Here is a 15167-nt window from a genome sequence, read left to right as displayed (position 1 = left end):
TGCGCACGCTAAGCCAGCGTCAGTTCTGAATGATATCAATGGTATGGAATTGTCCGTCATCCATCAGCGGAATGCTGTCATCGGGGAGGATGATGCCGTCCAGAGTGGCCTGGTATTTCCCGACGCCACGTGAAACGCTAATGTGATACTGACTGTCGCCGTACTGATATGTCATGGAAAACGACGGCCAGTTGTCCGGCAACAGAGAATGAACGGTAAGGGAAGTACCGCAACGTTTTATCCCCAGCAGCTCCTCTGTCAACAAACGGTATGCCCAGCCTGCGGAACCGGTATACCAGCTCCATCCGGCACGACCCGTATGCGGCGCGACGCTGTACACATCAGCGCTCATGACGTAGGGCTCCGCTTTATATCTTTCCACTTCACAGGCATCCAGCGTGTGGTTTATCGGGTTGATCATTGACCACAGCTGCCACGCGCGTTCTGCATTCCCCATCCGGGCAAACGCCATCACCGCCCAGATGGCGCCATGAGTATACTGCCCCCCGTTCTCCCGCACTCCTGGCAGATAGCCCTGGATATATCCCGGATTCAGCCCGTGCCCATCGAAAGGTGGCGTTAACAGTTTGATTAGCCCGGCCTCGTTATCCACCAGATGCTTATCCAGCGCCTGCATCGCCATGACGCTACGCGCCCGGCTGGCGACCCCGGACAGTACCGACCAGCTTTGCGCAATCGCATCAATTCGACAGTCTTGCGACGCTTTTGAGCCCAGGGGAGTACCGTCGTCAAAATATCCTCGCCGGTACCATTCACCGTCCCATGCCGAGGTTTCGAGATTTTTTTGCAGGCGCAGCGCCTCTGAACGACACATTGAAGCGACGCTGGCATCCTGTCGCCGATCGGCAAGCGAAGCGAAGCGTTGTAAAATATCGTACAGGAAGAAGCCCAGCCAGACGCTTTCACCTTTCCCCTCAATGCCAACCTGGTTCATCCCGTCATTCCAGTCGCCGGCCCCCATCAGCGGGAGACCGTGCTGCCCGAAGCGTAATCCATGCTGAATAGCTTTGACGCAGTGTAACCATAGCGTCTCTTCGGTGCTGCTGATGACCGGCGTGTCGTAGACGGACTCTTCACCCGGATGGAGCGGGCGACCTTGCAGATAAGGAATATTCAATTCCAGTATTTCCGTGTCCCCGATCGTTTCGACATAGTGACAGACTGCGAGCGGGAGCCAGAGATAGTCATCCGAACAGCATGTACGCACGCCGTTACCGTGAGGAGGGTGCCACCAGTGTTGCACGTCTCCCTCAACAAACTGTCGTGTTGCGCACAGCACTATCTGTTCGCGCATCCTTTCCGGGGCGGCGTGACTGAGCGCCAGCGTATCCTGCAGCTGATCGCGAAAACCAAATGCGCCGCCGGACTGATAGTAACCGCTACGCGCCATAAGGCGACTGGCTATCGTCTGGTACAGCAACCACCCGTTGACCAGTAAGTTCACGGAGGTGTCCGGGGTATTGACCACCATTTTATCGAGTACGTGATGCCAATAGCGGTGAACGTTGTTCAGCTCCTGGCGGACGGTATCCTCATTCAGATAGCGGGCCAGGGTCTCCTGAGCCCGGCTATGATTTTCATCCACGCCAAGGACAAAAATAAACGTTCTCTGGTCGCCATCAATTAGCGTGGCCGCGGATTGTACTGCTGCGCAGGGATCCAGCGCGGCCCCCGTTTTACCCGAGAGCCTGCGCAGCTTCATGGCGTCCGGATTTTGCAATGAACCGTTTCGGCCAATAAACTCGCGGCGGTCGCCCGTCAGCGAGCAGTCGGAGCCGCTGACGGCAAAAAATGCCGTGCGCTCGCCGCCGTTAGCGCCGTAAAAGTTGTTGGCCATCACCCCGCAACCGCCAGAAATGTTGACTGGATACGTAACGATATGGGAGGCCGAACGGGTTTGTAAATCCCCAAGCGTCCACTCCGCATAGCCGGTGACGGACAGTTTACGCGTTCGTCCCGAATTATTACTGAGCGTCAGGATCGCCAGTTTAACCGGTGCCTGTTCGGCGACCAGTATCGTCAACTCACTGTCTATCCCGCTCTCCCGGTGGGCAAACACGCTGTAGCCAAAACCATGACGGGTCAAATAGTCGCCGTGGCCGCGCACCGGCAGTATCGTCGGCGACCAGCACGCACCGCTCTCTTCATCACGCAGATAGAAGGCTTCACCACTGCGGTCGCTCACCGGATCGTTTTCCCAGGGCGTTAAGCGGTATTCATGGGCATTTTCATACCAGCTGTAGGCCTGTCCCGCCTCTGAGATAACGCTGCCAAAATCGGCGTTTGCCAGCACATTTGACCACGGAGCTGGCGTCGGCTCGTTTTCCCTGAGGACAATCTGATACTCCCGACCATCCTGAGAAAAGCCGCCGAGCCCATTGAAATGGCGCAGCTGATGGGTATCAGGCGTCCAGTCGGTATGTCGATTGCCCTCCGCTGCAGGGTGCGGAATTAGCAACCTGGCCTGGGGTTTTAGGGTATGAATGCGCTGGTTAAGCTGTTCACTTAGCCCACCGGCTCGATCATCAAGGTACAGGCAGGCGACGCTCATCAGAAGCTGCTTATCCTCGGCGGAGAGATGCTCGCCATTACGGACAAAAATCCCGCCTGATTTATCCAGCAGGCTGGCTCCCGACCTGGCATAAATCAAATCCATAATCTGGTTTTGCAGCGCCTGCTGGTAACCGCCAGGGCTCTCATTGAGGATCACCAAATCGACCTCCAGCCCTTTCTGGCGCCAGTATCGGTGCGCCTGAATAAGTGTTGTTACCGAGGCGATACCCTCTTCGCTGGTGATACTGAACAGCACTATCGGCAGATCGCCTGAAATCGCCCAGCCCCACAGGCCGGACTGACCTCGCCGGTTACGGCTGATAATCTGGCCGTCGGCGCGCAGCTCGTGACAGGGGTAAAGCACCGCGCTGGCGAGACGGTTAAACAGCGTGGCATCATCTTCACTGGCGTTCATCTGGCGTAACACCACCAGACTGTGGGACCAGGCCAGTTCAAAGATGCGGTCAGCGATGGGGTGATCTCTGTATTTTTCAAGCAACGCCAGGCTGTGCTGGCGGCTTTCGCTGATACCGTAAACGATATCGATAGTGACGGGCTGTCCCGGCAGTAGCGTGATAGCGTGGCGAATCGCCAGTATCGGATCAAGAACGGCCCCCGAGGTATTGCTGAGCGGTCCTTTTTTTACGCTTGTCAGCGCATTTGAAGGGGTTCTGCCGCGGCCAATAAATGCTGCCCTGTCGGTTTCAAACGAGATGCTCTTACTGTTATTGCCATGCACGACCACCATGTGAAACATGCACGGGTTCTGTTCGTCCAGCGAACGCGGGCGGCGATGGCACAGGATCGCGTCACGATCGGGGTTAATCTCGGTCTGGATGAATAAATTGCTGAATGCCGGATGGGCCCGATCGCTGGCGTCGGACGCCAGCACCACTTCGGAATAGGTTGTCAGTTCAAGGTCGCGCGGCATTCGCCCCCTGTGTACCAGCGTGAGCCTCCGTAGTTCAATATCATCTTCCGGGGAGACCACAATCTGGGTTCTGACACTCAGCGATCCGAAAGTACGCCTGTATTCAGCGCCGGCATCGGTAAAGATCGTCTCGTCGCCGTTATCGGCGTCTTTGCCGGTGGGATGCCAGGTATTGCTCCAGACTTCGCCCGTTTGCGAATCGCGGATATAGCAGAATGCTCCCCAGTTATCCCGGGTCGTATCGCTGCGCCAGCGCGTGAGGGCAATATTGTTCCAGCGGCTATAGCCACCGCCACCGGGGGTCAACATCAGATGGTAATGACTGTTGGACAACAGCTGAACTTCAGGCACCGGCGTATCTGCTCCGGTGAAAATACGCGGTTCGTAGCGAACGGGTTTGACCCTTCCTTCATGGGATTCGAAATGACGGCGCGGGCTGTAGAGATCGACCGCATCCGGCACGCGCTCCTGTAACAGCAGGCTCGCCGAGCGGAAGACGGTACTGGACATGAATCGCTCCGTCATCGGGGCGTTAAGCAGCACGTGAGCCAGCGCCTGAAATGCCATCCCCTGATGGTGCGCCATCCAGGACTGCACGACGGCATACAGCTGCCCGGTTGCGAGGCGGGAGGGAGTATAGTCCAGCGCTTCATAAAAACCGTATTCGCCGCGCGCGCCGTTTTTTTCCAGGCTGAGCAGATTCTCGCAGGCTTTCTGCGGAGAGATCGTTAGCGCCAGCAGTGTCGCATACGGGGCGATGACCATATCGTCAGCAAGTCCTCGCCGCAGACCGAGGCCCGGTACGCCAAATGCCTGATACTGATAATTGTGCTGAACATCAAAAGCATGATAACCGGACTCCGATACCCCCCACGGCACCCCACGCTCTTTGCCCCAGCGTATCTGACGCTTAACCGCGGACTGGCTCATTTCATCGAGAAGGCTACCGGGCCAGGTGGGCATCACCAGGTTCGGCATCAGGTATTCAAACATCGAACCGCTCCACGACATCAGCGCGGTTTCATGGTCAATGGTGGTGAACAACCGTCCCAGGGCATACCAGCTTTTTAACGGCAGCTGGTTAGTCGCGATGGCGAGAAAACTGGTCAGACGGATTTCAGACGGCAGAAGATCGTAATGGCTTTTATCGGGTGTGTTCGTATCACAGTTGTAGCCGACGCTGAGCAGGCTGGTCGCCTCGCTGTACAGAAAAGCAAAATCCATTCTCGCATGATCGTTCAGCCGCTGTTCAAGTTCAGTGATAATCTTCAGCCGCATGCGGGCCAGCGCCGTAGCCGATGCCGGAGGCGTTCCTTCGCCGCAATAGCTCGCGCCGGCAAGCCAGCTCAATGTCGGCAGCATCTGTTCGCTATACGTCTGAGGTATCCAGCCAAGCAAATGCGACCATTCATGGCAAAGCTGCACCAGCTGATGCTCAAGGTGTCCTGTCCAGCGCACCACAAGGCTGCTCTCCTGAGCGCACTGCGTCGTCAGATGGTTACACTGGGCGCGCATTTTTTTAAGTTCGTTGAACAGCTGCGCCGGAGGCAGCGACGCTGCGTTCAGGCAGTGCTTGCGCAGCAGTCGCAGACCGGTTGGCGCGTTCTGACCCCAGTGTTTTTCCAGAATGATTATCGTATCGTTCAGTCCGGCCAGGATCTGCTCGCTGTTCAAAACCGGCTGATGACGCATGGCGGACAGGCCTTCGCGCAATGTTAGTAAATGGCCGGCCATATTGCCGCTGTCAACGCTCGAAACATAGCGTGGGCTGAGGGGCGCGAGCGTGCGGGTGTCATACCAGTTAAAGAGATGGCCCCGGAAGTGTTCCATTTTATCCATTGAGTCGAGAGTCATCGTCACGCGCTGTAAAACCTCTCCCCCGGGCAGGTAGCCAAAATCCCAGGCGGTCAGGTTGGCCATCAGGGAAAGTCCGATATTGGTGGGGGAGGTGCGATGTGCGATGGTTGGCTGCGGTATTTCCTGGTAATTGTCCGGTGGAAGCCAGTTCTCTTTTGCCGTGGCAAAGGTTTCAAAGAAGGCCCAGATTTCGCGACTCGTCTGACGCAGCAGCTGCTTCTGTTCCTGGTTCAGCGAAATCGCCTTACGTTCAGGCTGGCGGCTTAGCCAGCTCAGCAGCAGGGGGGCCAGACACCATAGAACGCCGACGGGCAGAGCGATAGTCAGAAGCCGTGGGGAAAAATGAAAAGTCATCATCGTCAATGCCGCCCCGGCGACAACATTCAGCCACATCGCCCGATAAAAACGAATCACCGAAACGCCGGGCTGATGGCCGTCGGGGCTGTGGCTGGTCCACTGGATGAGATTGCGCTGACTGACGCCAAGACGCCAGAGCGTCACGGCAATGGCGTACAATGAGTATCCGGCCTCATGCGGCAGTATCGCAAAATTGAGCCCGATACGGGAAAACCGTTTCAGCGCCCCGGCCGCGACGAGTGGAATATGCAGCCGCAAAGGGCGACGAAGCGGTTTATGCAGAAGGTCGTGGCTGATACTCAGCGCTGAAGGCAATAACCACACCAGCGCCAGCGCGCCAAGCCAATAAAGCGGGTTGGGGACCAGCAGCAGGGAGCAAAAAAGAAGCGTCAGCAAAGACGGGCTGACCAGACTGCGGCGTAAATTGTCGAATAACTTCCAGCAGGAAAGCGCCGATAGCGGGTTTTTATCCCGGGTTCCATCCGCCTTTCTGATGTACGGGCTGAGCCAGTTAAGCAGCTGCCAGTCGCCACGGATCCAGCGGGTGCGGCGGGCAACGTCTGACAGATAGTTGTTCGGGTACTGCTCGTAGAGTAAAACTTCACTGAGTAGCCCGGAGCGAGCGTAGCACCCTTCGAGTAAATCATGGCTGAGGACCAGATTTTCCGGGCAGGCGTTGGCGGTGGCCAGGACAAAGATATCGACGTCATAAATGCCCTTACCAACGAACGATCCTTCGCCGAAGAGATCCTGATAGATATCTGAAGACATCATCGAATAGGGATTATTACCCGGCACGCTGCTGCGCATGGCGGCATAGCGTCCCTGTCCGTTGCGCGGCATTTCCTCCGCCATCCCGGGCTGTAAAATGCCGTACCCTTTGACGACCCTCTGCCGTAGCGGATCATACTCTGGCAGGTTGAGCGGATGCGCCATTGTCGCGACCAGCTTATGCGCCGTGTCGCGCGGTAACACCGTATCGCTGTCCAGGGTGATGACATATTTAATATGACCCGGCAACAGATGCGCTGGCGCATCTGCGACGCTGGAAAATTGTGCCGCGGGATGGCGCAACCAGTTGTTCAGCAACGCCAGCTTTCCCCGTTTGCGTTCATAACCCATCCATTTTTCCTGCGTGGGGGCCCATTCTGGCTGTCGGTGCAGAAGATAAAAGCGTGGGCGGCTGGCTGGATAACGGCGGTTAAGATCCTCAGTTTCCGCGATGGCCTGTCTGAGCAGCCCGCTGTTTTCTGGCGGTTTTTCAACGGCGGAATCGGCAAAATCGGTGAGAAGGGCGAAGCGGAGGTTTTCGTTCTGATTACCCAGCCAGCACACTTCCAGGCTGGTGAGGAGCTTGCTGATGCTTTCGTGACTTGTCAGCATACAAGGGACCACTACCAGGGTCGCGCAATCAGCCGGAATTCCAGCGGAAAAATCCATTCGCGGCAGCGGTCGGGGTATTCGAAAGCGAGTGGTCGCTTCGCTCAACAAATCGTTCATTAACTGACTGACCGCCAAAATAAGCGGCAATGCCAAAAGTATCAGCATCCAGCCCATTCCCTGCTGCGCGGTTTCGTGCAAAACTCCGGCCGTCACCGCTGTCGTCAGCAGGCTCAGGCTGCCAAGCCATGACAACAAGGGGATTTTGTTGAAACTATGCCGCAGGCGTATCAGCCCTGAGGTATCTGCGGAAAGCTGTACTTCCAGCAGCTCGCGGCCTCCACCGGCCAGATAATAACCAATATGATGCCCCGGCGTGCCGGGCGCATTTTCCACAGAAAGGGCCAGTACTCGGCTGGCTACCTCTGACTCGCTGAAACGACTGTCTCTGGCCAGGATCTCGATGACGTGGCGGTAATGATCCCGGGTATCAAAGTGCATACGGGAATAGGTGCCGGCAGGATCGAGACGCAATGTCTGTTCTACGACGCTGATTGCCTCGGCGAAATCAGCCCAGTTCGTTTCGCTCAGCAAACGCAAGCCCGCGATGCTGTTGCTGACGGAAAGCTGGCTGGCCGCAAGCTGTTGATTGAAGCGGTGAATGAGAACCTCGGTTGTCACGCCCTGTTCAGCAAGACGCTGGTCCACCCAGGTCAGCGGCAGAGCCAGCGCATTGCCGCGCCCCTGCAGGCGGCGTACCAGTTCTGCGACAAACGCACTGCTCAGCGGCGGCCGCGCGCGCGCCATGTCGGCGACCACCATGATTAAGTCTGCCGGAGTATTCTCGGCACATTCGAAAATCCGCGTAATCCATGTATCTGCCAGGCTGCGCTCTTGCTGGGCTTTTACTACTTCCATACTGACGCGACGCAGATTTTCGATTAGAGACAGACGCAGCATGCCCGGTAGCGCCCAGACCTCGCCTAACGTCAGCGGCGTCACCTGTTGATAGGCCGCAATATAGCTGGTCAGGCTGGCCACATCCCAGCGCCCGTCTCCGTGGGCAATAGCTTTAGATGCAATATCGTAAATGCGCGGGCAGTGGTGAGGCGATGCCAGGGACGGGAGGCCTTTGCCAAAGCTTTTTGGCAGGTGCTGGCGGACAATGCGGATTTGTTCCTCAATCAGGTAGTAATTATCAAGCAGCCACTCACCCGCGGGCATGATGCTCGATTTTTTCCCGGCATTGAGCGCATAACAGTTTTGCGTGATCGCAGCCTCATTATCCCCCAGCCGTTTAAGAAGATAGTAAGGCAGCTTGTCCGGCGACAACTTATGAGTATGCGCCAGTTTCTGGCCGTAACGTTCCATCTGAGGCGTCGAAAACAGCTCAGAGCGCAAGCTATTTTCGCTTGTTGAGTCGTTGGCAGGAGACGGCACCAGTTCAGGGGCTTTCGTAGACATACGGGAGCGGCTAAACCATGCCCGGGGATTCATTTTCATAGCGTTGCTCTGATGCGACATTAACGCGCAGGAGCAGTTGCGAAATCAGTTCAGAAACGTTCTCTCAGGATGGGCGTAAGGCATCAGGGATTTAACAGCTGCCGGTCTTTATTTCAGTATAGAACACCGATTTGTACGTGAGCCGGCGTAAGGGGTTAGCGTGGCGAGACAAAAAGGGCCTTACATCCCGGGCATAGCATTGCCTGCTTTAACCGAATCTTTGATGCAGGCTGGGGGGATTTTAAGCCGCAGATGGGGCAGGTGGCGGTGGACGTTCCACCGATGAGCTTCATTGCGTAATCGAGAAATGACATGATGATTAACCTTTCAATGAATGTTTTTTAGTCTACCATGTCTGGCTAAAATTTAATCTTTTTAATGTTGGCGCTTGCTATTTATATTTGTTATGTCATGAATGATTGTTTAACACATTGTTTTTAAGTTTTTTTTTATGGTTCTTATCTAAGGCTAGGTAATCAGCTTTGGTCTTTCATATTACTAACTGTGCGCGATACCGTATGCCAGATGAAATGTTTTGCAGACACAATTCCATCGGCGGCAATCTCCCCGGCTTCCTTACCTCCAATATCCTGTCTCATCCATTCACGAGCGGCTTCTGGAACCAGTACGAGCGGCCCGCGGTCGTGAATATCGATCAGCTCTTGGTCGGCGGTTGTAGTCACTATCCGATTTGATACTGATGGCTTTGTGGCGTAACTAAGAGGCACGGCAGGGAAAATGCTGCTGTAGGCAGGTCACAAAAGGGTCTTAAGTTATTGATAAATAGTGACTGGATTTGTGGTGCAATGTGGTGAACTGCAGTGTATTTTTTAATCTATTATTATTATAACATTATGATTTATATGCGTATTATGTGTTTTGTTTTCACTTTTGTATCTAAAGTGTCGTTTGATTAACAATTGCAAAAAAATATGGCAGACATTGACCGACTTGTACAGAAAGTGCGCAGCACGGCGGCGCGCCAGCTGATAAAGTCATATTTATAAGGCAACTTCTGGGCACAGAAGATAAAATATAGAGAGTGAAAAAAATGTTATTATCTGTCCTGCGTTCAGGACGCTACAATGACAAATTACTGCCGTATAGAAGTTAAGGAAGCATGACAATGAGCACTACCGTAGAAAAAATCGAACGTCAAATCGCTGAAAACCCGATCCTGCTGTACATGAAAGGATCGCCAAAACTGCCAAGCTGCGGCTTTTCCGCTCAGACCGTGCAGGCGCTCTCCGCGTGCGGCGAACGCTTTGCCTACGTAGATATCCTGCAGAACCCGGACATCCGCGCTGAGCTGCCGAAGTATGCAAACTGGCCGACCTTCCCGCAGCTGTGGGTTGATGGCGAGCTGGTTGGCGGTTGCGACATCGTGATTGAAATGTATCAGCGTGGTGAACTACAGCAGCTGATCAAAGAAACGGCGGCGAAGTATAAAACTGACGAGCCGAAAGCAGAATAATTTTGCTACCCGTAAAAAAGCGACTTCCGATGAAGTCGCTTTTTTTTGTCTCTTATTCCGCTTCAGGCACCGGCAGCGGCCATCCGCCAAGGCGTTTCCAGCGGTTAACTATCTCGCAGAACAGCTGGGCAGTCTGGTCGGTATCGTACAGCGCAGAGTGCGCCTTGGTACCATCAAACTCCATACCGGCGGCGAGGCAGGCTTTGGACAGCACGGTTTGACCGAGCGCCAGTCCGCTCAGTGCGGCGGTATCAAAGGTGACGAAAGGGTGGAAAGGATTGCGTTTTAGCCCGGCGCGCTCGGCGGCAGCCATGGTAAAGCTGAGATCGAACGTGGCGTTGTGCGCCACCATGATGGCGCGATTACAATCGCTGTCCTTCATCCCTTTGCGGACCATTTTGAAAATAGCGTGCAGCGCGTCGTACTCGCTCACCGCGCCGCGTTCAGGGTCGTTAGGGTTGATGCCGTTAAATGCCAGCGCTTCGGGCTGCAGGTTTGCACCCTCGAAAGGTTCAACATGAAAATGCAGCGTTTCGTCCGGCATCAACCAACCCTGCTCATCCATTTTCAAGGTAATGGCAGCGATCTCAAGCAGGGCGTCGGTTTTGGCATTGAACCCGGCGGTTTCGACATCGATAACCACAGGATAAAAACCGCGAAAACGGTCGCACAGACCATTAAGTTGAACGTTCTCGGACATCAGATTCTCTTTACTGGAAAAAAGTAGCGCGCATTATGGCAAATTTTGCCGTGCCTTGCAGCAGTCAGGGGATAAAACAGCGGGCGCCGATCGGCGCCCGAAACCGTTAGTGGCCGAGGCCTTTTCCGGCGTCTTTCTCTTCGATCAGCTCGATTTTGTAACCGTCCGGATCTTCAACGAAGGCGATAACCGTGGTGCCGCCTTTAACCGGGCCGGCTTCGCGGGTGACGTTGCCGCCGTTCTGGCGAATACGTTCGCAGGCTTCTGCCGCATTATCCACGCTCAGGGCGATATGGCCGTAGGCGCTGCCGAGATCGTATTTGTCCACGCCCCAGTTGTAGGTCAGCTCGATAACCGCCGTATCGCTCTCCTCGCCGTAGCCAACGAAGGCCAGCGAATATTTATATTCGGTGTTTTCGCTGGTACGCAGCAGCTTCATGCCGAGCACGTTGGTATAAAACTCGATAGAACGCTGCAGATCGCCAACGCGCAGCATGGTGTGAAGTAAGCGCATGTTTGTATACTCCTTTTTTACAACAGCCTGTTGGCCGTCGTATTTGAAAATGGCCAGAATGGCATCAGAAACGGACAAGGCGTTTCCGGCACCGGAGCACTATAACGTAAAAAGGCGGCCTTTTCAGGCCGCCCGTCCGATAAGAGGCATCATGCGCTAAAAACGAATGGCCGCCGGGCCCTGAGCGTGCGCCGGTCGGCTACGATTTGCGCAAATCGATGCGCAGGATGCGTTCCTTCGCCCCTTCGACAAATACGTCAGGATCCCAGTCGCGGTTGAATCCTTCCTTTATACCGACGTACAGAGTATCCCCGTCTGCCGATAGCACCATCTGGTTTGGATAGACCGGCGTGCGGAATTCACGGGTTACGGCATAGGTTGTGGCATCGACAACGCTGAGGGTGCCGCTGGTGAAATTGGTGACGTAGAGCTCGTTATATTTCGGGTTGTACCTTACCGCGTTGGCCCCGGCGCCGGTACGCACGTAGCCCAGCTGCCTGCCGTCGCGCAGGTCGAAAATATAGAGCCCGTCACGGGGGCCGCTGCGGTCGTCATGGTCGAAGGCGACGACAAAGACCCTGGCGGAGTCGGCGTCTACCGCCAGATTCTGCGCGCTGGGAAGCCGCGGCTGCGTGTTCTTGAGGGCAATGGTGCGCAGCACCTGCTGCTTTTTCGCGTCGATCTCGTTGATGTAATCCCGGCCGCCAACGTAGATTTTCTGCGTTTTTTCATCGAGCGTCAGCCCATAGGCCGTGCCTTTATAAGCCTCTTTGACCTCGCCTTTGAGCGCCAGCGTGGTGCCGTCGAGCATCAGCAGCCTGTGCAGCGGCTGCGTACCCTGCGCCGTTTTCAGCATATTGCTGTAGCTGACGAACAGGGTATCGGCATCCTGGCTGTAGACCATATGGCGCAGATGCTCGAAGCGAGAATCGGCGGCGTTAGGCGTTTTAAAGCTGAGCCTGTCGCTGGTTTTTGTCAGCTTCCCGGTGGCGGTATCCAGCAGGCTTATCCGCAGCGAGGCCGACTGGGTGTGGCCGATATAGAGCCGATGCTGCGGCTGATTCATCGCCAGAGAAAACGCCCGGTACGGCATCTCGTAGCGATGTTCAATTTTCAATGACGTCGGGTTAAAGGCGTATAGATAGCCTCTGTTCGCCTCGCGGTTCACGCGATCGGTCACCGCCGCAAAGACGTACTGATGGGCGTTATCGAAAGCCAGTTCGTAAATCCCTTCATCCGCCTGCTCGAGATAATTGGTTTTCAGGGCGAAGCGTGAAGTCTCGCGCGCCGGCGGATCGATGGCTAACGCCGAGGCGGGCAGGAGGGCCGCAATAAGCAGGCATCCCAGTCGTGTGCTTAAGTTGGAGCGATTCATTTTTTATTCCTGATATGAACAGTGGGGGCGCGGGATAAAACCAGGGCTTTATCCGGCACCGGGTTTTAACTCAGAACTGGATCTCCCCGCCGAAGATCCAGGTTCGCCCGCGGGCGGTGGTATTCACCGACGCTCCCTCCCGGGCGTTATCGAGGCTCTGGTTCATGCGGTTCAGCGCTTCGGCGTAATCGCGGTTGGTGACGTTCTGCACGCTGAGGCGCAGCTGGACGTTGTCGGTCGCCTGCCAGCTGCTGTAGAGGTCGATAACGGTCGGGATATTCGGCATGTCCTCTTTCGGTACGGTATTGCTGTCGCTGATGCCCTCGGTACTCAGGCGTTTGGTTTTACCGGTAAATTTGACCAGGCTGCCGACGGTTAACCGGCGATCGAAGAGGCGGCCGCCGACGTCGAGCGTGGCGTAGCTTTCGGGCAGGTCGCTGAGGTCGCTGTAGGCAAAGCTATAAACCGTGCTGGCGATCGAGGTGGGCTGATCGGTGTGCTGCTTGCTCCAGGAGAGGTTCGCGTAGGCGAAGCCGATATCATATCCGGCCTCAATTTCGTAACCTTTGCTGGTGACCTCTGAGGTGGTGTTGACATAGACGTTGGCGTTAAAGCCGCCCAGAGAGTTGTCGAAATCCTTGCAGAGCTGACCGTTGTTGCACAGCAGGAAGGATTCGCTGGTAATGTAATCCTTAATCCGCGTGCGGTAGGCCAGCGCCTTTAGATGAAAGCTGTCCTGCTCGTGCAGCAGGCCCTGCTTATTGATATTAAAGCCGGCCTCCCAGGTCTGGGCTTTTTCCGGCTTGAGGAACGGGTTCATCGATGCGCCGCCCTCGTTAGCGAAGAAGACCTCCTGGACGTTTGGCGCGCGGGAGGAGCGGCTCCAGCTAACGAAGGGCTGCAGCCATGGGGTGACCTGGGCCGAAAACGTCGCCGAAGGATTGAGGCTGTTATCATCAAGACTGAGATGGCTCTCGCCCTGCGGGAAACACTTTTCATTGTCCGCGCAGGCGGGCTTGAAGCCTGTCACCTGGCTGCGGGTATAGTTAAGATTGAGATCCAGCTGATAAATATCCTTGTTCAGCGTCAGGCTGCTGTACAGGGCCGAGATCTTTTGCTTGCCGGCGGGAGCAAAGGCGTTGTGATCGGTCTCAGTATTCTGCACAAAGCGCCGGGTATAGCGGGTATCCATTAATTTCCCGCCGACCTGGAATACGGTAAACAGATCCTCACTTATTTTAAATCGACTGGTGTTGCTAATATCGATAGCGTTGGATTTATTGGTGGTGGACGAACTGTTGAAGTTATACAGCGATTCCGGTTTGTACGCCTGATTTCCACGGCTGGTGCTGGCCAGCAGGTTTAATTCCACCAGCTCGTTCAGCGGGGCGTAATTATAGCGCAGGGCGTAATCGTCGCTGGTGATGTCGCGCCGGGTAAAGCTATTGTTGTAATTACGGCCGGAAAACTCAATTTTATTGAACTGGTCCGGATTAAAGTTCAGCTTATAAAGCTGGGAGCGTGGCTCCTGGCGTAAGTATTTATTATCTTCGCCGATAAAATCTTCGCTGCTGCGCCCGCCGCCGTTTTTATAGGTCGCATAGGTTCGGCTTCCGCTGATGCCGACCAGCGCGCCGAGGGCGCCGCCATTTTCGAAGGTATCGGTCTTGCCGGCAACCGCCACCATGCCGGTGCGGCCAAGGCCGTTATCGCCCACCGAGAAACGGGAAAGAACCCCCGTCTGGCGCCCCTCGCGCAGCACGTCATCGATGCCGATGGTGCGCATATTGGCGCTGCCGGCGAGGGCGTTAACGCCCTGAGAGCCGGCGCTGCTGCCGCGCGTCACGTCGACTTCGGCAAGAAAGTTCGGGTCGAGCGGAACGCCGGCTGCGGTGTTGGCGCCGCCGTGATAGTTGGCGGGCGCCATGCCAAAGTAGGTCTGGGTCACGCCATCGACCATCGTATTCACCCGGCCCAGCCCGTTCATGCCGCGAATATTGACGCTGATCGAACCCTGCAGCGGATCGATTTGCGTATAGGTCCCCGCCATACTGCGCAGTGAGGCATCCAGTCCCTGCAAATTCTTATTTAGCGTGCGCGAACTGTAGGCCCCGGGGCGGGCGTAGCTCTCCTCAGAGGAGCCGACCTGATTTTTCTCGGCCAGCGGGTTATCGGTAATCGTGAGGGGAGAGAAGACCGACTCTCCCTCGGTTTCTGCCGCAAAGCTATGGCCGTGGACGATAATAAGCCCGGCCATAATCCCTTTGGCGATTTGCGATTTTTCCATAATCAAATCCTGTTTTTGTATTTTATCAACGCAGCAAATGAGCAACATTACCCGCCGCAGCCAAACGACCGCGCCGCGATAAATTGCGCATAAAAAATAAAAGTTCCGCCACCGGCAGGGTTAATTTCCCTGCCGCGGTCGGTGATGCAGAAATGAATCAATTAAATGACGCTATTTAAATTTATTAATCGGCCGGCGGTTAATACCGGTAATGC

General features: G+C 55.4%; 7 protein-coding genes and 1 pseudogene. 1 reads left to right on the top strand and 7 read right to left on the bottom strand.

Annotation, left to right across the window (positions count from 1 at the left end; all coding sequences use genetic code 11):
- Positions 1–19 precede the first annotated feature (19 nt).
- The 3 genes and pseudogenes from RTE01_RS18110 to RTE01_RS18105 all read right to left on the bottom strand — a co-directional run.
- A complete protein-coding gene (locus RTE01_RS18110) occupies positions 20–8602 on the bottom strand; it encodes a GH36-type glycosyl hydrolase domain-containing protein (RefSeq protein WP_134526374.1) in 8583 nt (2860 codons plus the stop codon).
- Positions 8603–8757: 155 nt separating this feature from the next.
- Positions 8758–8916 (bottom strand): YnfU family zinc-binding protein, encoded by a 159-nt coding sequence (locus RTE01_RS26255; RefSeq protein ID WP_218029263.1) that lies wholly within the window; start codon positions 8914–8916, stop codon positions 8758–8760.
- A gap of 162 nt (positions 8917–9078) precedes the next feature.
- Positions 9079–9294 (bottom strand): annotated as a pseudogene (locus RTE01_RS18105) (SOS response-associated peptidase family protein); the annotation flags it as partial.
- A 434-nt stretch (positions 9295–9728) separates the two neighbouring features.
- On the opposite strand from RTE01_RS18105, the gene RTE01_RS18100 reads away from it, so the two are divergent.
- Entirely contained in the window at positions 9729–10076 is a 348-nt protein-coding gene (locus RTE01_RS18100) for a Grx4 family monothiol glutaredoxin (protein WP_041145851.1), read from the top strand.
- 52 nt (positions 10077–10128) lie between these two features.
- On the opposite strand, the gene rnt is transcribed toward RTE01_RS18100, so the two are convergent.
- The 4 genes from rnt to RTE01_RS18080 form a co-directional block, all read right to left on the bottom strand.
- Positions 10129–10776, bottom strand: a complete 648-nt coding sequence (gene rnt, locus RTE01_RS18095) for a ribonuclease T (protein WP_134526371.1) — start codon at positions 10774–10776, stop codon at positions 10129–10131.
- A gap of 106 nt (positions 10777–10882) precedes the next feature.
- Positions 10883–11290 carry a lactoylglutathione lyase gene (gene gloA / locus RTE01_RS18090; RefSeq protein WP_041147656.1) on the bottom strand — a complete coding sequence of 136 codons (408 nt, stop codon included), beginning with the start codon at positions 11288–11290 and terminating at the stop codon, positions 10883–10885.
- 199 nt (positions 11291–11489) lie between these two features.
- Positions 11490–12665 carry a YncE family protein gene (locus RTE01_RS18085; protein WP_134526368.1) on the bottom strand — a complete coding sequence of 392 codons (1176 nt, stop codon included), beginning with the start codon at positions 12663–12665 and terminating at the stop codon, positions 11490–11492.
- Between the two features lie 70 nt (positions 12666–12735).
- Positions 12736–14952, bottom strand: a complete 2217-nt coding sequence (locus RTE01_RS18080) for a TonB-dependent receptor domain-containing protein (protein ID WP_141335245.1) — start codon at positions 14950–14952, stop codon at positions 12736–12738.
- Positions 14953–15167 lie beyond the last annotated feature (215 nt).

Origin of the sequence: Klebsiella terrigena (assembly GCF_006539725.1) — a bacterium.
Taxonomy (GTDB): Bacteria; Pseudomonadota; Gammaproteobacteria; order Enterobacterales; family Enterobacteriaceae; genus Klebsiella; species Klebsiella terrigena.
Note: the sequence above shows the minus strand (reverse complement) of the source record. Positions and strands in the feature narration are given on the sequence as shown.